The 23,025-nt window shown below is 51.7% G+C and carries 25 protein-coding genes; 13 read left to right on the top strand and 12 right to left on the bottom strand.

Annotation, left to right across the window (positions count from 1 at the left end; genetic code table 11):
• The first annotated feature begins 5 nt into the window (after positions 1-5).
• Positions 6-812 carry a pyruvate, water dikinase regulatory protein gene (locus AC3RCL_RS24925; protein WP_009595762.1) on the top strand — a complete coding sequence of 269 codons (807 nt, stop codon included), beginning with the start codon at positions 6-8 and terminating at the stop codon, positions 810-812.
• A 41-nt stretch (positions 813-853) separates the two neighbouring features.
• Positions 854-1,831 (top strand): class II fructose-bisphosphatase, encoded by a 978-nt coding sequence (gene glpX / locus AC3RCL_RS24920; protein WP_009595806.1) that lies wholly within the window; start codon positions 854-856, stop codon positions 1,829-1,831.
• 97 nt (positions 1,832-1,928) lie between these two features.
• Here glpX and AC3RCL_RS24915 read toward each other — a convergent pair whose 3' ends face one another.
• Together AC3RCL_RS24915 and AC3RCL_RS24910 are read right to left on the bottom strand one after the other, a co-directional pair.
• Positions 1,929-2,432, bottom strand: a complete 504-nt coding sequence (locus tag AC3RCL_RS24915; RefSeq protein ID WP_009595848.1) for a hypothetical protein — start codon at positions 2,430-2,432, stop codon at positions 1,929-1,931.
• A gap of 237 nt (positions 2,433-2,669) precedes the next feature.
• Positions 2,670-3,527: a DegV family protein gene (locus AC3RCL_RS24910; protein ID WP_015737093.1), complete on the bottom strand. Its 858-nt coding sequence runs from the start codon at positions 3,525-3,527 to the stop codon at positions 2,670-2,672.
• A gap of 174 nt (positions 3,528-3,701) precedes the next feature.
• Between AC3RCL_RS24910 and AC3RCL_RS24905 the strand changes: the two genes are divergently transcribed.
• A complete protein-coding gene (locus AC3RCL_RS24905) occupies positions 3,702-4,559 on the top strand; it encodes a DUF8580 domain-containing lipoprotein (RefSeq protein WP_492532624.1) in 858 nt (285 codons plus the stop codon).
• Between the two features lie 78 nt (positions 4,560-4,637).
• Here the strand turns inward: AC3RCL_RS24905 and AC3RCL_RS24900 are convergent, their stop codons facing one another.
• Positions 4,638-5,549 (bottom strand): molecular chaperone DnaJ, encoded by a 912-nt coding sequence (locus tag AC3RCL_RS24900; protein WP_036659924.1) that lies wholly within the window; start codon positions 5,547-5,549, stop codon positions 4,638-4,640.
• A 269-nt stretch (positions 5,550-5,818) separates the two neighbouring features.
• Here AC3RCL_RS24900 and AC3RCL_RS24895 point away from each other — a divergent pair, with 269 nt between their 5' ends.
• From AC3RCL_RS24895 to AC3RCL_RS24875, 5 genes are all read left to right on the top strand, one after another.
• The gene (locus tag AC3RCL_RS24895) at positions 5,819-6,568 is read left to right on the top strand and encodes a DeoR/GlpR family DNA-binding transcription regulator (protein ID WP_492532622.1); all 750 of its coding nucleotides are present in this window, start codon (positions 5,819-5,821) and stop codon (positions 6,566-6,568) included.
• A complete protein-coding gene (pfkB, locus tag AC3RCL_RS24890; RefSeq protein ID WP_492536468.1) occupies positions 6,568-7,479 on the top strand; it encodes a 1-phosphofructokinase in 912 nt (303 codons plus the stop codon). Before AC3RCL_RS24895 ends, pfkB begins: the two co-directional genes overlap by 1 nt.
• Before the next feature lie 80 nt (positions 7,480-7,559).
• Positions 7,560-9,530, top strand: a complete 1,971-nt coding sequence (locus tag AC3RCL_RS24885) for a PTS fructose transporter subunit IIABC (protein WP_492532620.1) — start codon at positions 7,560-7,562, stop codon at positions 9,528-9,530.
• 234 nt (positions 9,531-9,764) lie between these two features.
• A complete protein-coding gene (locus tag AC3RCL_RS24880) occupies positions 9,765-10,619 on the top strand; it encodes an MBL fold metallo-hydrolase (RefSeq protein WP_096776390.1) in 855 nt (284 codons plus the stop codon).
• 112 nt (positions 10,620-10,731) lie between these two features.
• Positions 10,732-11,334 (top strand): YitT family protein, encoded by a 603-nt coding sequence (locus tag AC3RCL_RS24875; protein ID WP_492532618.1) that lies wholly within the window; start codon positions 10,732-10,734, stop codon positions 11,332-11,334.
• A gap of 106 nt (positions 11,335-11,440) precedes the next feature.
• Here AC3RCL_RS24875 and AC3RCL_RS24870 read toward each other — a convergent pair whose 3' ends face one another.
• The 3 genes from AC3RCL_RS24870 to AC3RCL_RS24860 form a co-directional block, all read right to left on the bottom strand.
• Positions 11,441-12,112: a bifunctional 2-keto-4-hydroxyglutarate aldolase/2-keto-3-deoxy-6-phosphogluconate aldolase gene (locus AC3RCL_RS24870; RefSeq protein ID WP_096776389.1), complete on the bottom strand. Its 672-nt coding sequence runs from the start codon at positions 12,110-12,112 to the stop codon at positions 11,441-11,443.
• A gap of 65 nt (positions 12,113-12,177) precedes the next feature.
• Positions 12,178-13,140 (bottom strand): sugar kinase, encoded by a 963-nt coding sequence (locus tag AC3RCL_RS24865; protein ID WP_492532615.1) that lies wholly within the window; start codon positions 13,138-13,140, stop codon positions 12,178-12,180.
• 158 nt (positions 13,141-13,298) lie between these two features.
• Positions 13,299-13,505: a DUF1657 domain-containing protein gene (locus tag AC3RCL_RS24860; protein ID WP_009595791.1), complete on the bottom strand. Its 207-nt coding sequence runs from the start codon at positions 13,503-13,505 to the stop codon at positions 13,299-13,301.
• Between the two features lie 160 nt (positions 13,506-13,665).
• On the opposite strand from AC3RCL_RS24860, the gene AC3RCL_RS24855 reads away from it, so the two are divergent.
• A complete protein-coding gene (locus tag AC3RCL_RS24855) occupies positions 13,666-14,526 on the top strand; it encodes a DUF421 domain-containing protein (protein WP_492532612.1) in 861 nt (286 codons plus the stop codon).
• A 167-nt stretch (positions 14,527-14,693) separates the two neighbouring features.
• Here the strand turns inward: AC3RCL_RS24855 and AC3RCL_RS24850 are convergent, their stop codons facing one another.
• The 6 genes from AC3RCL_RS24850 to AC3RCL_RS24825 form a co-directional block, all read right to left on the bottom strand.
• The gene (locus AC3RCL_RS24850; protein ID WP_411553898.1) at positions 14,694-14,750 is read right to left on the bottom strand and encodes a hypothetical protein; all 57 of its coding nucleotides are present in this window, start codon (positions 14,748-14,750) and stop codon (positions 14,694-14,696) included.
• 312 nt (positions 14,751-15,062) lie between these two features.
• Positions 15,063-16,178 carry a GerAB/ArcD/ProY family transporter gene (locus AC3RCL_RS24845; protein ID WP_015737082.1) on the bottom strand — a complete coding sequence of 372 codons (1,116 nt, stop codon included), beginning with the start codon at positions 16,176-16,178 and terminating at the stop codon, positions 15,063-15,065.
• Between the two features lie 34 nt (positions 16,179-16,212).
• On the bottom strand, positions 16,213-16,416 hold the full coding sequence (locus tag AC3RCL_RS24840) for a hypothetical protein (protein ID WP_015737081.1): 204 nt from the start codon (positions 16,414-16,416) through the stop codon (positions 16,213-16,215).
• Positions 16,417-16,428: 12 nt separating this feature from the next.
• The gene (locus tag AC3RCL_RS24835) at positions 16,429-17,595 is read right to left on the bottom strand and encodes a Ger(x)C family spore germination protein (RefSeq protein WP_015737080.1); all 1,167 of its coding nucleotides are present in this window, start codon (positions 17,593-17,595) and stop codon (positions 16,429-16,431) included.
• Positions 17,595-19,055, bottom strand: coding sequence for a spore germination protein (locus tag AC3RCL_RS24830; RefSeq protein ID WP_492532609.1), 1,461 nt, complete (start codon positions 19,053-19,055; stop codon positions 17,595-17,597). Before AC3RCL_RS24830 ends, AC3RCL_RS24835 begins: the two co-directional genes overlap by 1 nt.
• A 205-nt stretch (positions 19,056-19,260) precedes the next feature.
• Positions 19,261-19,788, bottom strand: a complete 528-nt coding sequence (locus AC3RCL_RS24825; RefSeq protein ID WP_213579597.1) for a DUF2062 domain-containing protein — start codon at positions 19,786-19,788, stop codon at positions 19,261-19,263.
• A gap of 234 nt (positions 19,789-20,022) precedes the next feature.
• On the opposite strand from AC3RCL_RS24825, the gene AC3RCL_RS24820 reads away from it, so the two are divergent.
• The 4 genes from AC3RCL_RS24820 to AC3RCL_RS24805 are packed head-to-tail and all read left to right on the top strand — an operon-like array spanning position 20,023 to position 22,974.
• A complete protein-coding gene (locus AC3RCL_RS24820) occupies positions 20,023-20,373 on the top strand; it encodes a PadR family transcriptional regulator (protein ID WP_090909122.1) in 351 nt (116 codons plus the stop codon).
• A 2-nt stretch (positions 20,374-20,375) separates the two neighbouring features.
• Positions 20,376-21,056 (top strand): permease prefix domain 1-containing protein, encoded by a 681-nt coding sequence (locus tag AC3RCL_RS24815; protein WP_492532607.1) that lies wholly within the window; start codon positions 20,376-20,378, stop codon positions 21,054-21,056.
• Positions 21,053-21,625, top strand: coding sequence for a DUF4825 domain-containing protein (locus AC3RCL_RS24810; RefSeq protein WP_492532605.1), 573 nt, complete (start codon positions 21,053-21,055; stop codon positions 21,623-21,625). Before AC3RCL_RS24815 ends, AC3RCL_RS24810 begins: the two co-directional genes overlap by 4 nt.
• 26 nt (positions 21,626-21,651) lie before the next feature.
• Entirely contained in the window at positions 21,652-22,974 is a 1,323-nt protein-coding gene (locus AC3RCL_RS24805) for an LLM class flavin-dependent oxidoreductase (protein WP_492532603.1), read from the top strand.
• The last annotated feature ends 51 nt before the right edge of the window (positions 22,975-23,025 follow it).

Below are 23,025 nucleotides of genomic sequence, written 5' to 3'. Positions count from 1 at the left end.
ATCGGATGAATCAGGCATTAACTCATTTCATAGCAATCTGTTCGGACTCCATCGGGGAGACGGCTGAAGCGGTTGTTCAAGCCACCCTGCGCCAATTCGAGCTTCCGAATACAGAGGTTAAACGTTATATGAACGTTCGCGACGAGGAAGAATTGACCGAATTGATGGAGGAGGTGGCAAGGCGCGGAGGATTTGTGGCTTATACGCTCGTTCAGCCGGAGCTTCGCGAGGTCATGCGGGAAGAAGCCGTCCGGCTCAACATTCGCACAGTGGATATCATGGGGCCGATGATGCAGGCCTTTGCCGACACGTTCAACGACTATCCCAAGCGGCTGCCGGGCCTGCTGCACCGCTTGGACGACAGCTATTTCCGGCGGGTGGACGCGATGGAATTCGCCGTCCAGTATGACGATGGCAAGGATGTCAGCGCCATTTTGAAGGCGGACATCATCCTGCTGGGCGTATCCAGGATCTCGAAGACGCCGCTGTCGATGTTTCTCGCACATAAAGGGTACAAAACGGTCAATTTCCCGATCGTGCCGGAGATGTCGCCGCCTTCCCAGCTCAGAGAGGTCACGAACGGCACGATCATCGGGCTTACGATCGAGCCGGAGCATCTTCTCAAAATCCGCAGCGAGCGCTTAAAGGTCATGGGACTGCCGCATCAGGTGCAGTATGCAGCCCTAGAGCGGATCCAGGAGGAGCTGGATTACGCCTTGTCGCTGTACGAGGAGCTCGGGTGTCCCGTCATCGACGTCACGGATAAGGCGATTGAGGAATCCGCAGGACTGATTATGAATTATCTGAAATAAGCAGCATCGGTTAGGAAAATAGCAAAAGGAGGGATTCAATCATGGAGAGTTCATTAGCATTGGAGCTTGTAAGAGTGACGGAGGAAGCAGCGCTGCAATCCGCCCGCTGGACAGGAAGAGGTGACAAGAACAGTGCTGATGAAGCCGCAACGGTAGCGATGCGCAAGCATTTTGATTCCGCAGCGATGGATGGGGTCGTGGTCATAGGGGAAGGCGAGATGGATGAAGCGCCGATGCTGTATATCGGAGAGCGCGTAGGGAATCGCAAAGGTCCGAAGATGGACGTGGCGGTGGATCCGCTCGAAGGAACGGAAACGGTGGCGAACGGGCTGAACAATGCGTTGTCCGTGATTGCCGCGGCTCCACGGGGAACCCTGCTGCACGCGCCCGATATTTATATGCATAAACTTGCGGTCGGCCCCGAGCTTGCGGGCAAGCTGAGTTTGAATGACCCGATTGAGGTTACTCTTCGAAAAGCATCGGAGATCTTATCCAAGCCGCTGTCGGAGATGACCGTGTCCATTCTCGACCGCGAGCGTCACAGCACGATGATCAGGGCTTTGCGAGAATCCGGGGTAAGGATCAAGCTGCTGAGCCACGGCGATGTCATGGGAGCGATCGAGACCTGCACGGACAGTGAGGTCGATCTCTACGTGGGCTCCGGAGGGGCACCGGAAGGCGTTCTGGCCGCAGCCGCCTTGAAATGCCTGGGCGGAGAAATCCAGGGACGGCTTATACCGGAGACGCCGGAGGATTTCGTCCGATGCCAGGGCATGGGATTGAAGCATCCCGAGCAGCTGCTGACGATGGAGGATATGGTGGGACGGGAAGGCGTGCTGTTCGTAGCCACCGGCGTGACGGCCGGAGATTTCCTGCGCGGGGTTAAATATATGCCGGGTCAGCGGGCCGAAACGCATTCGGTCATGATGTACTCCGGCACGAGAACCGTCCGTTATATCCGCAGCGTCCATCATCTGTTCCAAAGCAATGAAACCTTAGCCGCCGCTGCATCTTCTTGATGGATATGGGCGGCATCCGCTAAATAAAAGGCACTCCAAGGTTAGTCGACCTTCGGAGTGCCTTTATGCGTTGTTAACGGTTTGGCAAATCGTGCGCTCACCCGTGCCTCTTACGCCCGAGCATCAGCCAAGCTCCTCCAAGCACAAGCAGCACAGCGATGACAGGCTGAACGACCGAGAGGTAATTGAGTACGGGTCCGATCGAGAATACCACGAAGAACAGCAGCGACAGGACGGTCAGAATGTTAATCGGGATGAGCAGCCACTTGTTACGCGAACCGAACCAGTAGAACTCGAACAATCCGGCCGCAACGGCAAGAATAAAGCCGGGCCACATCGACCCCCAAGAGTCGAACAAGGAAGCGATTTGGCTGACAATACCGGCTGTGAGCAGAATGCCGCCCGGTATCAACAGCCCGATTCCCTGACGTCCGACCAGCGAGAAGTACATCCAATGAAAAAACAGGCCTAACGGGATCACGAACAGGGTAGGCCAGAACGTGGCAAAGATAGAACCGGCGCCTACGGTACCGCCTTGGTTCAAGAGCAAGTATGCGCCAAGCAGGATGAGCAGAGGTGCTAAGATTGTACGTTTCGTCATACAAACTTCGTTCCTTTCCTTATATAGATTGATTATTCCAAGAATACCATGCAAGGGATGGGGTGTCCTCGGTCCTTCGGGGAATGTTTCACCTAGACTTTAGTCTAGGATGGACATGTGTAACCTATTGGCAGCTCGTTTAATAAGTTCCTAAACGTTCTGCTTAGACGAAGGACAGAAAAGACAGTCCTGCAGAAGAGAACAACAAAGCAGAACTGTCGTCGGATATAAACAATTTTATGATGGCTTCTTGGTATACATCAGTCCGACGGTTTGAGGACCGCAGTGGCTGCAAATGACGCAGCCGGCCGTAGAAATGCTGACCTGTCGTGCGCCTGTCTTTTCCTGCAGTTCCTTCTGCAGGAAACGGGCTTCCTCCTCGGCCATGGTATGTACAACAACGATCAGATCATTGTCCATCTTATCCACTTGAGCCAGTGCATTCTGAATCATTTGATCCAGCGCCTTTTCTTTTTTGCCGCGTACCTTGTAAGCCGGGATCATGCCGCCGTCCACGACTTTGATCACCGGACGGATTTTGAGCAGGCTGCCAATGATGTTTTGCATGCCGGAACAGCGTCCGCCCTTATACAAATAATCCAGCGTATCGACAACGAATTCGCACTCCACTTCGTTTACGGTACGGCTTAATAGCTCCACAATTTGCGGTATGGACGAGCCTTCATTGGCCGCGTGAACAGCCTTCATCACAAGCAGTCCGATACCGGAGGAAAGATTGCGCGAATCAAACACGGTAACCCGCCCTTCGGGCAGCTCGCCTGCAGCTATCAACGCATTTTGGTAGGTGGAAGAAAGCTCTGACGAAATGCTGAGGAACAGGATATCCTCACCCTGCTCAATCGAAGGCGAGAAGGCCGCAATGAAGTCGGACGGAGAAGGTGCCGCTGTTTTGGGCAGGCTGCCGATCTGATCGACTTTGGCATACAGCTGTTCCGGTGTAATGTCGACTCCATCCCGTAAGGATTGTTCTCCGAATACGACGTAGAGCGGAACGATGCCGATATTATATTCGTCTATCCACGAAGGTGGTAAGTCGCAGGTGCTGTCAGCAAAAATTCTAATTTTACCAGGCATGAACATCTCCCTTTATCAACTATTTGAGTCTGTATTACTACTAGAATACCTTGTTTGATCAGAAAAGGAAATGCTCTTGTCGTTTTGAACGCGAATGCGAAGGAATCGCCCAAAAAGCGGGAATTGCGCAACATTAACCCCAGGATTCCCGTTAATCATAATGGAGGTGGTTATATGGCAAAGCAAAAGCGTTGGAGCAAAATAATCACAGCAGCTGCCGCAGCTATGCTGCTCATGGCAATGACGGCATGCAGCGGCGAAGGCCCGACTTCTCAGCCGCCGGCGGATCCGAATCCGGTCGAGGAGCCCAAGTATGAGATTAAGCAAGGAACCGGTACTTACGTAGGTCAAATCGACAACAATTCGATCGAAATCGAGACGGCCGATGGTCCGACCGCATTCCGGCTGGGCGAGGGGATGGATCAGATCATATCCAAACTTCAGGGAGAAGAGTCCGTCTCCTATGAGTATAGGGAACAGCCGGTTGAAGGCGAGGAAGATTTGAAGCAGTTGATCCTCATCAAATTGACGGTGGACGACGAAGGCGGCGGCTCGAGTTCCGAGAACGCGCAGCTTCCGGAAACCAAGGATTTCGAGCTGGAGCTGGAGGGCATGAAAGAAACCAAAACAGCCAAACTGGCCGAGGGTGACGGCTACGCGCTGTATATTTTCGATATTTTTTCCTTCGATGCAAAAACCAACAGGCTGACCATGAATGTGGACCAGGATTATTACGTCGAGCTTACGAGGCTGCCTTCGGATTACAATGCGGACATACTCAAGCTTGAGGCGGAGAAGGAGCTTGCGGAGGTTGGCAAAGTCCATGAAGCTGAGGGCAGTGAAAGGCACAAAGTCTTGAAGGATGCATCCGTGTATATGATAGGCGAAGGCGAGGGCCTCACGAAGATGTACATTGTGGATGAGTTTGACGGACAGGGTTATATTTTCCGCGTAAATAACCCTCACCGCGAACCTTCCGAAGGATTTGCTACACATGCTTTTACATCCTTGAGCTCGATTGTTAATCGATAATGTCATGCAAACAGCCCCTGTCGTTTGGCCATAAGGCCAAGCAGCAGGGGCTGTATCGATATTCGAGGGGGTCCGACGTTACTTGGACGTCTCTAAGTATTGCTTAATGAATCGCAGTGCATTCGCATCGCGTTCCGTGCCTTCGCGAATCCCCGCAAACATTTCTTTCTTCAGGACGGGCAGTTCTTCGCCAAGCGGGCTGCCCATAATATCCACGGCATACACATGCTCCGCGCCGTCTTCCTCATTTGTACCCTTCACCAGCATTTCCGGGGTAAGCAGTTCCTTCAGCTCGCCTTCGACTTCCGCTTCGAGCGGGCGTACCATGCCTTGATTGCCAATCCAATCAAAGGCGGTTTGATCCATGATATACAGGTCGGGACGTTCGGTGGACAGCACCAGCAGTGCCTTTTGCAGCATGGCGGCATCCTGCGGATTGTTGGAATCCAGGGGAGGCACGTAGTTAATGTTAACGGTTACGCGTTTCCAATCGGGAAATTGGGCCAAAATCGCGTCTTCGATCGGTTTAAGGTCCTGTCCGCCATCCTGGCTCATATAAGAACCGAGGAACATGACTTCCAGGTCAACCGGGGGCAGGCTGGCCAGCCGTTCCTTCTCTGCCTGATGGTTGAAAATGCTGATCACGATATAAATGAGAACGCCCACCAGGGCAATGCCGCCGAGCACGTGGAATTTATAATAACGGAAGAAATGGTCGGTTTTCTCCGCCGTCCCGGCAAACCTCTTGTATTTGCCGTACCGTTTCTGATTCATCTCTTCCAAAGCTTTGCGGTTCTCTTCTTCCAGGATGAATTTATAGGCTTTGGTGATTTCGGCAAACTCGGCTTCGATCTCTTCCGCCCGGTCCGGCTCCCGCCTTTGATGCGAACGGGTTTGGCGCATGAGCAGCGTATATCGGTCGTCAAGCTGTTCCTTGGTTGCATCCTCCGGCAGACCGAGCCGCTCATAGGCTTCTTTCAGTTGGTCCATTCATGTCACCTCTTCTATACTGTGAGAGTTTCCTAGTTACCAGTATATAGCGTAGAGGCAGCAGGTTACAAACGTTTATGAGATGTTTCGACGCTTCTCGGCTTGCTATGGGGCAAACTGTCATCCATAAGAGGAAACCATCCAATTTTGCAGCTTGCCAGGATGGTAAATCATTCATCGATTTTCTGAATGATTGTGAATGTTTTTGAAAGTTTTAGATTGTTTTTTGAGACGAATATGATACTATAAACTGTAGAGGGGGATTCATTATGCTGACGGAAGAAAGATACCGAATCATATTAGAGCGCTTACAACAGCGCGGTGTCGTGAAGCTGCAGGAATTGGTAGAACTCCTTGAAGCTTCGGAATCGACGGTAAGGCGAGATTTGATCGACCTTGAAGAACGTCAATTGCTAAAGCGTATTCATGGCGGAGCCGCTCTGCCGAGCCCAAAGATACATGAACCTGGAATTGAGGAAAAAACGTTCAAAAACATTCAACAGAAAAACGCGGTTGCCCGGTTGGCTGCTGCACAGGTTGAGGATGGAGAAAGCATTTACCTGGATGCGGGTACGACCACGCTAGCCATGATTCCGTTCATCGACGCCAAAGACGTCACGGTTGTCACGAACGGTTTATCCCATATCGAAGCGTTGGTCAGCAAGCGGATCAAAAGCTATCTGCTGGGCGGCATGATGAAGATTCATACCAAAGCCGTCATCGGAAGCATCGCGCTGCAAAATATGGACAACTTCCGTTTTGACCGGTGCTTTCTGGGCACGAACGGCGTGGATGCGGAGATGGGCTACACCACCCCCGATCCGGAAGAAGCCTTGATCAAGCGGCGGGCCCACCAGCTGTCCGCTTCCAGTTACGTCCTTGCGGATTCCAGCAAAATCGGAGAGGTTTCCTTCGCCAAATTGCTGGACCTGAGCGAAGCGACGCTGATTACGGAGTCCTTGCCGGAATCATGGAAGAAGGTCATTTCACAGAAAACCAAAATAATTGAGGGATCATGATGATATATACGGTTACACTGAATCCTTCCATTGATTACATCGTGGAAGTTGAGCATATCGAGCTTGGCGGATTGAACAGAATGACCCGGGACATGAAGTTTCCGGGCGGGAAAGGAATTAACGTATCGCGTGTGCTGAACCAGCTGGGAGCCGATAATACGGCAATCGGTTTTCTTGGCGGTTTCACCGGCCGTTATATCGACGAGATGCTCGGCAAGGAAGGAATCCGCACGGATTTCGTGAACATCTCGGACGATACCCGCATCAACGTTAAGCTGAAGCATGGCGGAGAGACCGAGATCAACGGCTTGGGACCCGATATCCGGGAAGAGGAAACGAAAGAGCTGCTCCGTAAGCTGTCACAGCTTGAAGCCGGCGATATCGTTGTGCTGTCAGGCAGCGTGCCGCCTTCGCTGGGTTCGGACTTTTATGGCCGTCTGATCGAAGCGTGCCGAAAGGGCGGCGCCGAATTCGTCATGGATACCACCGGTGAGGCTCTAATGAGGGCATTGGCCTATAAGCCGCTCCTTGTGAAACCGAACCACCACGAGTTGGCCGAGTTGTTCGGCGTCGTCATTGACTCAAGGGAGCAGCTTGTGGAGTACGGACGGAAACTGCTTGAGAAGGGTGCTCAGCATGTCCTGATTTCCATGGCCGGAGAAGGGGCGCTGTTCATCACGGCCGATCGGGTCTATCACGCCCATGTTCCGCCGGGTACCGTCCGCAATTCGGTCGGTGCCGGAGATTCGATGATTGCCGGATTCGTCGGCACGCTTGCGAAGGGCCAGGGCCCGATCGAGGCATTCCGGACGGGGGTCGCCTCTGGAAGCGCTACGGCGTTCTCGGACGACTTGGCGGCAAGGGAAGCGATTGATGAGCTGCTTCCTCTGGTTAGGATCACGGAGTGGTGAGCCGCTTCACATCGAATAACCGGTAATGGGCGGTTATGGCGCGGTTATCACCACGAAGATTTCAAGGGAGTGTGAGTCACATGAGAATTACGGATTTAATGATACAAGAAACGATGATCATGGATCTGAAGGCGGTCACGAAGGAGGCTGCCATCGATGAACTGATCGGGAGTCTGTCCGCCAGCGGGCAGATCAACGATCCGGTTTTGTTTAAAGAGATGATCCTGAAGCGTGAAGCCGAATCCAGTACGGGGATCGGCGGCGGCATTGCGATGCCCCACGCCAAGACGAAAGCGGTTAACGAGCCGACCGTCGTGTTTGCCAAGAGCAGCGGGGGCGTGGATTTCGAAGCGCTGGACGGTGAGGCGGCGCATGTTTTTTTCATGATCGCCGCCCCCGAGGGAGCGGGGAATACGCATCTTCGTACCCTTGCAGCGTTATCGAGGCTGTTGATCGATGCGGAATTCATCGCGCAGTTGATGAAGGCGGAGACGCCGGCGGAGGTAACGGCTTTATTCGACTCCAAGCAGGCGGTTGAAGAAGCCGCCAAGGCTGAGAGGGAAGCGGCCAAAAAAAGGGAAGCCGCACAAAAGGAAGCGGAGAACAAGCATCGGGAATCCGGCATTGCAGCCCAAGCTGACCAACGGGATGTTTCTGCCGTGGCCTCGACTCCGTTTGTGGTTGCCGTAACGGCTTGCCCGACCGGCATTGCCCATACGTTTATGGCCGAAGACGCCCTTAAGAAGAAAGCCCAGGAGATGGGCGTCGAAATCCGGGTGGAGACGAACGGCTCGGAGGGCGCGCAGAACGTATTGACGGAAGAGGAAATACGCAGGGCCTCAGGCGTCATCATTGCCGCCGACAAAAACGTGGAGATGGCCCGCTTTAACGGAAAACCCGTTCTCCAGCGTCCTGTCAGCGACGGCATCCGCAAATCGGAGGAGCTGATCCGCAAGGCGATGGGCGGCGAGGCGCCGATCTACCGCAGCGATGGCGGCGGTGAGCCGAAGGCGAAGGACGCGGAGAAGGGCAGCATAGGCACGAAAGTATACAAGGACCTGATGAATGGTATTTCGCACATGCTGCCGTTTGTCGTGGGCGGGGGCATTCTTCTGGCCATCTCCTTCCTGATCGAGCAGCTCGCCGGCGAGGATCATCCGCTCTTCCAGCTGCTGCAAACGATCGGCGGAGGAGACGGTGCCTTCCACTTCCTGATTCCGGTTCTGGCGGGCTTCATAGCGCTCAGCATAGGCGATCGTCCGGCGTTGATGCCCGGCATGGTCGGAGGCCTGATGGCCCTCAATTCCAATTCGGGGTTCCTTGGCGGTCTTGCGGCAGGTTTCTTGGCCGGTTACGTGGTTATCCTGCTGCGCAAAGCGTTTGCGGGGCTGCCCCGAGCGCTTGACGGCTTAAAGCCGATTCTGTTGTACCCGGTCGTCAGCCTGCTGATTACCGGAACGATCATGTTCTACTTGTTCGATCCGTTCTTTAGCTGGATCAATCTCGGCCTGATTGATATTCTTAACAATTTGGGCACCGGCAACGCGGTGATTCTCGGTCTGATTCTGGGCGGGATGATGTCGATTGATATGGGCGGTCCCTTCAATAAAGCGGCGTATGCATTTGCGATCGGCGTATTCACATCCAGCGGCAACACGAACGGAGCCATGATGGCTGCGGTCATGGCCGGCGGGATGGTGCCTCCGCTGGCCATTGCTCTGGCCACGACGTTCTTCAAGCATAAGTTCACGGAGCAGGAACGCAAATCGGGCGTGACCAACTATGTGATGGGCCTTTCCTTCATAACGGAGGGGGCGATCCCGTTCGCCGCGGCCGACCCGCTGCGCGTACTGACATCCTGTATTCTCGGTTCCGCGGTGGCAGGCGGGCTGACGCAGCTGTGGAGCATCAACGTTCCGGCCCCGCACGGGGGAATCTTTGTCGCTGCTCTTGCCAATCATGCGCTCCTGTTCCTGTTCTCGGTTCTCATTGGTTCGGCGATCTCGGGTGTGCTGCTTGGCGTTTGGAAGAAGCCGCTTGAACGAAAATAGACTCAATTACACGGGTTCAGGGTGAGCCATTAACTTACCTTCGACCCGTTTTTTCTTATGACGGCAGGCCCTGATTTTCTGATATGAGAACGCTTAGGAATGGTGTGCCGAGCGGGAATCAACGGAGGATCCGCGATTCTCTTGGGGAACAGAATCTATGAACATCCGGATTTCTACTGGGTACGTCATGGTATAATCGAGTCATGTTAGGAACAGGAAGGAGAGAGGACAGAGATGAGAGAACAGAACAGCAGCAGCCGGGGGCCGGAGCAGCTGATCGATGAAATCAACCGGACGTCTACAACCGATGGGATGGCGGCCGTTTGGTTTTTGGGTCAGGAGAGCGTTGTCCTGAAGGGCGGGGAGGTCGTCATCTATATCGACCCTTATATGTCAGCCGACCTGGAACGCAAAGCGGGATTTCAGCGCGCGTTTCCGGCTCCGCTGCAGCCGGAGCATATTACGAATGCAAACATGGTCCTGATCACCCATGAGCACGATGATCATATGGATCTCGGAACGATTGCGGTCATCGCCAAACAGAATCCGGAAACAGCGTTTGTTGCGCCGGCATGCTGCCATGAAGCGATGCGCGGTGCCGGCGTGGCGCCGGAGCGGCTGTTTGCGGCCGTATGCGATGAATGGCAACAGTTTGACGGCTTTCGTCTGATGGCGATTCCGGCTGCCCACGAGACCTTGGATGAGCATGAAGAGTTTGGACACCGATTTGTCGGTTACCTGGTGGACATCCAGGGCGTGTTGATCTACCATGCGGGAGATACCGTAGTCTATCCCGGATTGGTGGAAAGGCTGCAGGCGCACTCCATTGATATCGGGATGGTGCCGATCAATGGGGGAGATGCCTTCCGCCGGAAGGACGGCATCGTCGGGAACATGGGCTTCCGGGAAGCCGCAGAACTTGCCGCAGCGTCGGCATTCGATTTGACCATTCCGATGCATTACGATATTTTTCCATGGAATGGAGAGAAGCCGGGGTACTTCGTGGATTATTGCTATGAGAATCATCCGTATATGAAAACCAAAGTGATGGCGCGCACCGAGCGTTTGCTTTATGTAAAAGCCGAATAAGCGATAGACATTCCGATGGAATTTTTTTTCAAATGCGGGACAGCGAGTTCGCAATTTTTCGAAATGACAAGCATATGAATAAGACATGCCTTTATAAATGGAGATGTGGGATATGCTGTCATTTCGAAAACATGTCATTATCGTGATCGGAAGCTTTCTGATCGCGATGGGGACCAATTTTTTTCTTGTCCCGCATAAAGTTCTGGATGGCGGAGTTATCGGGATTGCTCTGATCGCCAACTACGTGTTTGACCTACATATCGGATTCGTAATCATTTTGTGCAGCATCCCCATGTTTATCGCCGCCTGGATGTTAAATCGCGAAATCTTTTACAATAGTCTGTCAGGCATGCTGATATCTTCGTTTGTCATCGATTTGCTCTCCCCGTTGCAAACGGATTTTTTGCGTTTTTTTGCTCCCCATGTGATTATCAGCGCGCCCATAGGCGGTGCGTTGATCGGGGCCGGGCTAGGATTGATGCTGAGGAATGATGCAAGCACGGGCGGAACGGATCTGTTGGCTCATTTTCTGGCAAGGTATTTGCCATTGAATGTAGGCGTCATTATTTTGCTGATGGATGCCGTCATCATCGGATTCGGAGGCGTTCTGCTCTCGGGAAGCACCTTGGTGTACTCCATTCTGACGATTGTTGCAGGCGGTTTTACAACGGGCATGATTACACAGAAACGATGGTTCGGAAAGAGAAGGATCTAATAACAGACAAGCCTATCAAGATCGACTTGATAGGCTTGTCTGTTATTTATGAAGATGAACATGCAGCGAACGCCATCTATGAACTACTACGGCATGTGCATAAAGATTATTTATGGGAGGTTTGAGCTTCCTTAAAGGCGTGGATATAAGCACGGGCCTTCTCCGTAATCAAATTGAAGTCTCCGCTCTTAAGCGCGTCTTTGGTCAGATCGGACCCGATTCCGACCGCGAATGCCCCGGCCTTGATCCATTCATGCAGATTGTCCAGATTCACGCCTCCGGTCGGCATGATATTGGCCTGCGGCAGCGGGCCCTTCAGAGACGGTATGACGGACGGAGAGTACAGATTACCCGGGAAGAGCTTAACGACATCGACGCCAAGCTCAAGCGAGGCCACGATATCATGGACGGTAACGGCACCCGGCATGACCGGAATGCGATATCGGTTGCAGAGCATAATCGTATCGCGGTCGAACCCTGGGGAGACCACGAACTCGGCACCGGCCAGGATCGTGATTCTGGCCGTTTCTGCATCCAGAACCGTACCGGCTCCGATGATGGCATAGTTGTCCGCTTGCGGGTCTTTGGAAGAGTACATTTTGGATAACGTCGTAATGGCTTCCGTAGCGAACGGTACGGTCATGGTCACCTCGATGACCTTGATCCCGCCTTCAATCGCGCGTTTGGCAATCTCTACAACCTCATCGGGAGAATCGCCGCGCAGGACCGCGACAACGCCAGCCTGATGGATCTGTTCGATCAGTTTCAATTTTTTCATGTTATACACTCCTTCTTAATCTATGCATTCTATTAGATGATGGCTTGATATCCAATCATAGCGGGTCAACGTTCGATATGGGCGGCATTTCCTCGCCGCTGTTGAACTTCCTCCCAGGTCGGAAGCGCTTCCCAGTCACCTGGGGCTTGGATGACCAGGGATCCGGTTAATCCGCCTAGGGACAAGGCCTCTTCCGGTGTCCAGCCTTTGGCGATGCCTGCCAGGAAGCCTGCGCAGAAGCCGTCTCCCGCGCCTACGGTATCCACTACGTTATCCACACGCTCAAAAGGAAGGGAGTAGGTCCCGTTTTCCAGAACAATAACGTTGTTTCCGTCGAAACTCTTGATCACGGACATGCCGGGGAGCTGACGCAGACGGTCCAGGATCACCTGCTCGTCCTCCGTTTCGAACAACAGCTTGCATTCATCATAGCCAGGGAGGAAATAATCACAGCTTTCGGCAAGCTCCAGCAATACGGGGCGAGCCTCCTCAATGTTCCACAGCTTCAGCCTGAGGTTCGGATCAAAGCTGATCTGGACGCCATGCGTTTTGCATACGGAAATGACATGCCGTATCGTCTCCAGGCAGCTGCTGCTTAAGGCGGCGGTGATGCCCGTGAAATGAAGGATGCGGGCCTTGGCTATGTATTCGGAGTCTACATGGTCCGGCGTCATTTGGCTGGCGGCAGAGCCTTTGCGGTAGTAATAGACGGAGGATTGACCGCGAACGTTCTGTCTCAGCATAAGACCGGTCGGTGCCGCATCCGTTTGTCTGGCGCTGGAAACATCGACCCCTTCACCTCGAAGCGTTTTCAAAATGCCGGTTCCGATCGGATCGTAGCCGAGCTGGCCGAACCATCCGCTGCTGCAGCCAAGCCTGGAAAGCCCGATGGCGAGGTTGCTTTCGGCGCCGCCGAAGGACTGGGCCATGGTTCCTCCCTGGCCAATGCCCCGTGTGCCTTCGGGATATAATAATCCCATCGATTCACCGAACGTGATGACATCGATAGGACGCATACCATTATTCATAGAATTACCCCCTTATATTCAGTCTCCGTTATTAACACTTTACCCTGATGGTGATGATAACTCAAATAAAAAATAACACAATGTAAATAACCTCCTATCCGGGAAAGATAGGAGGCATGCATGGGCTTTCAGCATAGGAGAAAGCAAAAAAACAATGCTTAGAAACCTTTATACTGCGGCTCTTCCTGTTCAAGCTGCTGAACCCGCTGGGCTACTTGGTCTACGACTTGCTGCGTTTGTTGTGCCGCGGTAGTGAACAGATCCTTGGCATTTTGATCTTGCGTAGACAGCGCAAATTGCTCAAGGCTGGCCTGAGCGCTTTTTAAGGATGAGAGGCATGTTTTCACATCGGAAGCTACGGTCATTGGTTTTTATCACTCCTTTCATGCGTATTAATGTACGCATTTTGGAGAAGAACATGCATGAAGCATGGAAGGAAAATAATGGTGTGATTTCAATTAGGATATTTGACAATAATCTATATAGTGATTGCTATGTCATTACATCGAAAGGAAGGTCGTTGTTGTGCCTCAATGGTTAGAAATCGTACTTAGAACCTTATGCGCTGTGGTTGTGTTGTTTCTGATGACGAAAGTGCTGGGCAAGCGGCAGGTTTCGCAACTTTCTTTTTTTGAATATTTAACGGGAATTACGATCGGTAGCTTGGCCGCCTATATCTCCTTGGATCATGAAGCGAACTGGTATTTGGGATTAATTGGGCTGGGCGTATGGGTAGGCTGTTCATTACTTATTGAATTCCTGCAACTCAAGAGCAAGAAGGCCAGGGACTTTATCGATTTTAAGGCGACCGTGCTCATTAAGGACGGCAAGATATTAGAAGACAATTTAAAGAAAGAAAGGCTGACTTCCGATGAGTTAATGGAGCAGCTGCGGAAAAAAGACGTGTTTCAGGTCGCCGACGTGGAATTTGCCATCATGGAGTCCAGCGGTGAGATCAATGTCCTGCAGAAGCGTGAAAGTTTGCCTTTGACTCCCAAGGATCTAGGTATACAGGTAGCGGCGGAAAAAGCCACACAGGTTGTGGTTATGGATGGTAAAGTTATGGATGAGCCGCTGCGCGTAATGGGGTTCAATCAGGGATGGCTGGTCGAAGAGCTTGACAAACAGGGCGCTAAGATCAAGGATGTATATCTTGCCCAGGTAGACACTTATGGACAGCTGACCGTCGATTTGTATGATGATCAGATCCAGGTACCCCAAAACGAGGAGCGGAAGCTCTTGTATGCAAACTTAAAGAAATGCCATGCGGATTTGGAATTGTTCAGTCTCAGCACGAAAAGTAAGAAAGCCAAGAAAATGTATGAGGAGAGCTCCAAACGGATGGAGAAAATTTTAGCGGATGTTCAGCCGATTCTGAAGACGTAATGGATGTCGCCGAGTCATAAATCCGCAAAAACCGGAATAGGATATTTTTGTGTATCACAAAAGGAGCCGGTTGCCGCCGACTCCTCGTACAGCAGATCTTCGCCCGCAAGGTGGATATTTGCTTGCAACCAGACGTAAGAAATAGATTCATCTGTTCCAGGACGGGTCTATTTCTTATTATGGAAGGCAAGGATCGAAACGACCAGAGTGGCGAACGAGATCATTAAAGCCAAAGCTTCATTCACGCCCATGCCGATCACCTCCTGCTGCCACCCTTGCTTAGCTGGTCTACTGTACTATATAATATGCCAATTGCTTACAATAAAAGAACCTTTTTGTAGGAAGCGCTTACATAAAATGTTGGTTTTTTGACGAGATCAGAAAGCATAAACATCGGTTAGGTATCATACTTTCTGAGAAAATTTCTCCTTAACCATGTTGATCCATAAGATGGGAGCGGCTGACGGCCGCTCTTTTTCATGTTGAATTTCAAAGACGAACAGGATGGAAGGGGGGGGATTACAAGTTCTAGACTCTCAAGCGGTTTTTTGGTCAGGCTTTGGTCTTGATTTTGGTTTACGCTTACGTTTACGGAACAGGGAGGCAATCCAATAGAAAATCGGGATTAACTCCATGAGAATGAAAAATACCGCCATCCCGAAGGAATTGAAGTCTTGCTGAAAAAGGATCGGATTTTGCGAATACTGGTACGCAATTACGATAGCGGTTCCCCCAATGATCGCGATCAGGGGACCATCCATTTGCTTCAGGTTAAGGAGTTTCGCCATACACCTTACGCTCACGTGGATAAGAAAGGCACTGTGGAAGAACATCGAGCTGCTCCATAACCCAATGATCAGCGGATCGGAATTGCCGAGGAACCCGCTGGCTGCACGCATTAATTCGACGAGCGGATACTGCATCTCGCGCCCTAGATAGGGGCCGAAATTCAGCAATGCCGATGCCCATTGGAGCATTACGCCTATGGTGACCAACAGTCCTGCCGCAGCAAGGTTGCGAAAGGATTTCTTGTTGAATTGGATATAAGGAGCGAGAAAGAGGAACACGATCCATTCCGCGAAGAATGAAAGACAGAACAAACTGTCCTTGATCGCCGACTCATAATTGTGATGCCTGACCATCGCGATCATCATATCCCAATGCGCTTCCTTGAAGAAAAACATATTCATGGCAACAATGGCAACAACGATGACAAGAAACAGCCCGTCGGAAATATAAATCATCGTCTCCATGCCCCACCTGGCGGTAACCATAACGACCAGGCCCACAATCAGGAGGATGAACCACTGGGGAGATTCCCGCATGTAATTGGTATCGAAGAATAACGTGAAACCTTCGATATCCATCCCTATGTAATTGATAGACCAGAAGAATACCAAAGCGACGATCGGGAAGTGAATCCATTTGCTGACCAGGGCACTGCCAAAATTGATCCAGGGTTTCCGAGGATCCCACAGCCCGAGTTTCAACATAAACCACAAGAAGACCAAACTCATCGCATAACCACCCAAAATCGCAGCCCATCCCAAATATGCCGAGTTCCACAAGAGAGGAGTGACTAGAAATCCCGTAGGTATGGCGTTTAGATAGACAAATCCGAAACGAAACAGCTGCCAGGGAGTATTTCGCATGTTGGGTTCGTACATCCTTTCCGATTTTAAGTTCTTATAACTTATCCAGCCAACCGAACAGCAGCATAATCAGATGGTTGGGGGTCAGCCACTCGCGAGAGAACAAGGCGAATATATTCCAAACGGTACATGCAAGGATCAGGATGAGCATCGTCCACTTTTCGCGGGATCCCTTTGCCTTTTTCTTCGCGACATACCATTCCGCCAAGGCGTATACGAGAAACAGAAGAGCGAGCATCGGTCTGCCTCCTTATTTCAGTTTCGATTTGAGTATGGCCCCGAAGTTCCGTACCTTGATGTCGGCATCCACCTGGATCTCCACTTCGTTTTTGTAATAGTCGGGCCAGTTGGAGCGAACCTGATGCCAATGATCCGGATAGTTCCAGTCCACCAGCATCCCGAGCTGCAGAATGTCTGCTCCTACTCGTTGCGAAGTATGAAGGGCCTTTCTTAGATGACTTGCTATTTGATCATTGAGCTCATGCTCTATGATCTCTTTCGCCTGGAGGGTATCCAACTGCTTTTGATTTTTTTTGTATACGACATCTCCCGTTCCTTTTAACTTTATTGTGAACACTGGATGGCCAGAAACCATGCGCACGGATTTGCTAGAACTGGTTGAAATCAGGAAAACGCTGGCCTTCCCTTTTTCATTCCATGAAACGGTATATAGGGGGGCTTTTAATTCGTTCACTCCCCAGCTGACGGCAAGCGACTCCTCCATAGGAAGGGTGGCAACCAGCTTATGATTACGGAACAGCGCCGTGCCTTGAATTCCCGTCCACGGCTTCAGCTTCTCTTGGTCAGCGACCATGGGTTTCATGCCTGCCGCCAAATAGGTCAGGGCATACCCTTGATTGCCCGACTCGGCATAGAGGCAATCCTTCAGGTTCGTGGTGATCATGTTGTGCTGGTCCGCAAACCGGATGAGCACCTCCGAAGGCATCTGTTCAAAAACCGGCGTCAGCTCGGCGACTTTTTTCGCGTCTCCGGGCGCAACCATGATGTAAATGCTCATATTCGTTGTGGGTTCCCGTTGGAGCCAATCCATCAGATCCTCTAATCCGGCTTCCGCGTAGCTCTTGCCAACGACAACAACCTTAGTGTGGCTGAAGTCGAAACGCCGTGAAAGATCCCGTTGGATCAGGTGGAGGGCATCCTGCACGGTGGTGGAGGATTTGGTTACCATGGCATACGGATCTCCGCCGCCCTTTCCGCCTGCTTGACGCCCGGATGTGAGCCGATTCGGCAAGGGAGCGCTGATCGTCACTTCCACGCTATCGTCTTGCGGACCCTTATTCACGTACATGGCAAAAACGAAGGTTTGTTCATTGATCTCAACCTTGGTCATATTGAAGCCGCAGCCTGTCAACAACGATAATGGCAGCAGAATTTTCAACCATTTGAGTAGAAGCATTATCGTTTTCGTCTCCTTAAATTGTTGGATGATGCATAGGTTTTAGGCCTGTTCTTCATCAGCATGGACGGCGCCCGCACGAAGGTGTCCTTCCATTCCGATAAGACAAGGGGGGCAACGGGCTGCAGATACGGCGTATTGAACGACTTCAGGGAAGCCATATGTCCATACACCAGGAAGGCGGCCGTAAACACGCCGATCAGACCGAGCGTTCCTCCAAGTATGAGGATAGGAAAGCGCAGCAAGCGGAACGCCAGCCCCAGCTCGAAGTGCGGAATGATGTAAGAAGCGATGCCCGTTATCGAAACCACGATGACCATGGGGTTCGATACGATCCCCGCTTCCACCGCGGCCTGTCCGATGACAATGGCGCCGATGATGGATATCGTCTGCCCGACGGGCTGCGGGATACGGGTCCCGGCTTCCCGCAGCGCTTCAAAGGTCAGTTCCATGATCAGCGCCTCCGCTAAGGCGGAGAATGGTATGTTTTCACGCGATGCGGCTAAGGTGATCAGCAAATCGGTTGGTATGATGGATGGCTGAAAAGTTGTGATAGCGACATACAGGGCAGGCATCAATAATGAAATTATCGCGAACATGAACCGGACGATCCGAATCCAGCTGGAGGAGAAGAAGCTGAGATAATAATCCTCGGACGACTGCAGCAGGGAAAATAGGGTGACGGGCACGATCAGCGCCGACGGCGTTCCGTCCTGCATGATGCCGACCCGGCCTTCGAGCAGGGACGCGGCAACGGAATCGGGTCGCTCCGTGTATTGAAACTGAGGAAAGGGGGATTTTACGCCTTCCTTCATTTGCTCGGACAAGGTGCTGATCCCAAACGTCCCGTCGATGGACATGCTGCTCAGCTGCCGGTCCACTTGAGCAACGATTTCAGGTTTGCACAAACCGTCGACATACACCATGTACACGGCGGTCTTGGAGTAGTCGCCGATCTGGTAGCGCACGGTTTTGAGATCCGTATGTTTGATTTTGTGCCGGAGCAGCGATAGATTTGTTCCGATGTCTTCGATAAACGCTTCCTGCGGTCCGTTCACGACCAGCTCGTTCTGAGATTCCGAAACCGCCCGCTTCTGATACAAGACGATGTCGAACAAATAAGCCTCCGCCAATTGTTCCACAATCACAACGGCTCTGCCTTCAACGATCATATCGGCAATATACTCGGCCGAGGAAGAACGCTCGAACGGAACCGACAGCATGTCTCCGCGATCCATGCGGTCAATGAAATTAAGAAAATCATGCTGAACCTTCGCAGCTTCTTTAATCAACGGTTTGACGATGTATTCATGCAGGGTGCTGATATCCACGATAGGTTCAATGTAGATGACGGTACACGTTGATCCATGGAGACGCAAGGATTGGTAGATGACATCTTCGCAATGTTCCAGCCGCATTTTAACAGGATCGAGCAGCGCGGGCCGTACCTTCGATTTCATTGACACTTCCCTCCTTTGCCGGTATATAGTAAGGCTCATCCTCTTTAGAATGCCGTACTTTTAGCAACTTATACCGAATTTTCCAGAGATAACAGCTCATAGCTGAAGGGGAAATCACGAATAGACCGAGACAATTGAGTTTGAACGGTATAAAAAAAAGCGCCCGGAATAGAATTCCGGGCGCTTTTACAGGGGGAGCTTCGGGCTAATGCTTCGATTTTCCTCTGCGAATGGATTCTTTGATCTTGTGGAGCAAGGGTTTGCGGTAGACGGAGAGCATGATTCGCAGCAGAATGTAAAGAATCAGCGTAGAAAGAACGCTGTTGATCAAGGCGCCGACGAGAAAGTTAACGCCCATGTCGCCCAACCTGCCGAAATGGTCCGTTTCAACGATATAATCCGTCTCCGGAACGGGAACCGTGAGCGCATCTTCGATTTCGAAGGTCGCCGGAAACGTAGTGAACAGGTGCACAAACACGCCGATTCTATAGTTTAGATAGAACAGGATCGGCCACAAGACGGAGCCTGCGGAGGCCGCAAGGAAGGCGGAGGGGATGTTCCCCCTTACCATGCGAGCCAGCAGCGGAGCCAGCAGCAGATCGATGCCAAAGGTGGGATACCAGCAAGGGAAGAAGCCGACGGCAAAGCCGAGAGCGATCCGATGGTCGCTATTTTGCATGCGAAGGGTCCGGAGAATATAGTATTTCAGACGTCGAATGTATTTATGAAGCAAAACCGTTTCCTCCTGCGGGTACTGATGGGATATAGATATACTGGGGTCTCTTGCGCAGCATTCTATGGGATCCTATTTATAATAGGAAGAACTTTCAAGAATTATATAGTAGACGCTCGCAAACCGTCAATCCAAAGAAGATCGCAAAGGAATATATGCGTGGAATATTACTTTGACATGCATAGTAATGTGCGTTATATTATACCCATTCCATCCGTTAGGAGGTTCGGGTATTTGATTGAACCCTTACATAACAGTGACTTGATACGCGGCAATATTGATACCTTTATTTTGCATGTGCTATCAGACGGAGACAATTACGGCTATCAGATCATTAAGGAGATCGCGATTCGAAGCGGGAATCGATTTGAACTGAAGGAGCCTACATTGTATTCAAGTCTGAGGAGGCTGGAGAAGCAGGGATTGATACGCTCCTATTGGGGAGAAGAAACCCAGGGCGGGAGACGTAAATATTACAATCTCAGCCAGGAGGGAATGAAGCGCTTGCTGCGCAACCAAGAAGAATGGAAGGCGGCACGCGAGATTATCGATGTTCTGATTGGAAACGGGAAGGAGCTGAAGTAGCAATGACCAACAGGCATGACCTCGAGATTTTTGTGGATCGCCTATTCGCGAATCAACGCAAAACCAAGGAAGTTGTCGATCTGAAGAACGAGGTTCTCAGCAATTTGGAGGCGCGGGTCACGGATTATATGGAGAACGGCATAGCATATCAGTCGGCGATCAGTCTGGCGATCGAAAATATGGAAGACATCGAATCTCTGATTGACGACAACCAGAAAATTTACAGCTACCGTTTCCGTCATGACCTCCTTCAGAGCGCCCTTATTTATTCCTTGCTGGCCTGGATCGCTACCATTCCGGCCCGGTTTTTGCCAAACGGGATATGGGTGAACACGCTCCTCCTCTGTTTGGCTGTATTAACCGGTGCGGCGTATCTTTCCATGTCACGGCATCTGAAACGGTATGAAAAGCAAACAGCCGTCATCAATGCACGCAAATTGAACCAATGGAGCAAGTGGGCATGGTGGCTGTGGTCGATATTTATCGTGGTTATCTCTATGTATACCTTCGTGATTCAATACGGCAGCGATTTATGGTTTGGGCGAGAACTGTCGGTCGATGGGCCTTATTCGTTCTACGTGACCGTCATGCGGTATGTTATCCCGATGACGTCGGTCATCATTCCGCTGCTGGTCCAAAAAGCTTATAAACTAACGTTTCAACTTGAGGTGAATGAACCATGAGCAGAAAGAATTGGCTGATCGTTGTCCTGCTGCTTATCGGCATCGGGGGCATGGTGGCGCTGGAGGGATACATTAAGCCCAAGGCAAATGAACAAGCGGTTCAGTATGAAGCGGAGCAAAATGATCCGTTGACGCACGATATACGGAATTCGCTGAACTTCGCCAGCCCATATATGGGCAATGCCGGGAACCTGATCAATTTGAATGCTTCGCTTCCCATGCGTGACATTGAGCGCACATTTCAGCTGTATCCGGAGGAATTGACGGCCGAGCTTCGGTTCAAGTCCAGGGTCGGCGATCTGAAAGAGGACATGCTGAAGCAGACGCTGGTCTATAATTCCACTGCGAATTTTGCCATGATTGATAATTTGGATACACTGATCTTCAAGTTTGAAGACCGGTCCTTCACCATCCGTCGGGATGAGGTGGAGGCATGGTATGGCATCGGGACGGGTCTTGCGTCCTTGCGGGAAGCCGTGACATGGGAGAAGGAAGTTCAAACCCGTCTTCACGATAACAAGTATGTCAGTGAATACGTAGATAATCTCATCGAGATCAAGAATCTATAGAGCTAGACCGGAGGGGAGTGAACGTGATGGGTTCAGATCAACGCCAATTCATCCTGGGCGCTTTTCTGATGAATTACGGCCATCATATCGCTGCATGGCGGCATGCCGATTCGGCAGGAGTCGGGGCGATGGACTACGATTTCTATAAACGCTGCGCCCAAGCAGCCGAACGCGGAAAATTCGATATGGTATTCCTTGCGGACAACAACTCGATCCCGTTGATCGAGGATTTACGGACGAATGTCAGTTTTCTGCAGCCTGAAGCGCTCACCATGTTGAGCGGCCTCGCCGGGGTGACGGAACGTATTGGATTAGCCGGAACGGCATCTACAACCTTCAACGAGCCGTACGGATTGGCCAGGCGTCTGTCTACGCTGGATCATATCAGCGGCGGCAGGGCCGCCTGGAATGTGGTGACCTCCACGAAGGATGCGGAGGCACGCAATTTTGGATCGGCGGAATTAATGGAGCACGAAAAACGGTATGAAAGGGCGGAGGAATTTCTACGAGTCGTGACCGGATTATGGGACGGCTGGGAGGACGATGCCCTTGTATTGGATCGGCAAAAGGCGGTCTTTGCCGATACGGCACGGATTCATCGGGCGCATCATGAAGGTGAGTACTTCAGGGTGGAAGGGCCCTTAAACATGCCGAGATCTCCGCAGGGGAGGCCTGTCATCATTGAAGCGGGAACCTCGGCTGCCGGAAGAAGGCTGGCGGCTCGAACGGCTGATGTCGTGTTCACGGCCTGCGAGAGTAAGGAGGATGCGATCAAGTATTACCGCGAGTTTAAGGACTTGCTCATGGAGTATGGACGGGAGAGGGAAGAGGTAAAGGTTCTGCCGGGACTGCAGATCTTCCTTGGGGACAGCGAAGCCGAAGCCATGGCATATCACCGGACATTCAGCGAGCTCATTCTGCCGGAGGCAGGGGTGAAGTATGTGTCCCAGCTGCTGAATGCGGATTTGACGGGATATCCGGTAGACGGCCCGCTGCCCGATTTGCCGCGGGAAGGAAACAGCAGCCGGGCGATCATGATTATGGATATGACCGCGAAGTCAGGGATGAGCATTCTGGAGCTCGGCCGGCATTACGCGGTGTCGAGGGGACACATGACGATGGTTGGCACTGCGCGGCAAGTTGCCGATATGATGGAGGATTGGTTCCGCAGCTTGGCTTGCGATGGATTCAACATAATGGCCCCTCTGCTCCCGAGCGGGCTCGAACAGTTTGTGGAGCGCGTAGTCCCGCTGCTTCAGCAGCGGGGGCTGTTTCGCGAGGAATATGCGGGCAGGACGTTACGAGATCACCTCGGGCTGATCCGGCCGCAAACCCAACATGAAAAATAATTGACGACAAAATTAGACGGTGTTATAATCCTACTTAACATATCGGAAATG

Source organism: Paenibacillus sp. MT86, from assembly GCF_058792535.1.
Note: the sequence above shows the minus strand (reverse complement) of the source record. Positions and strands in the feature narration are given on the sequence as shown.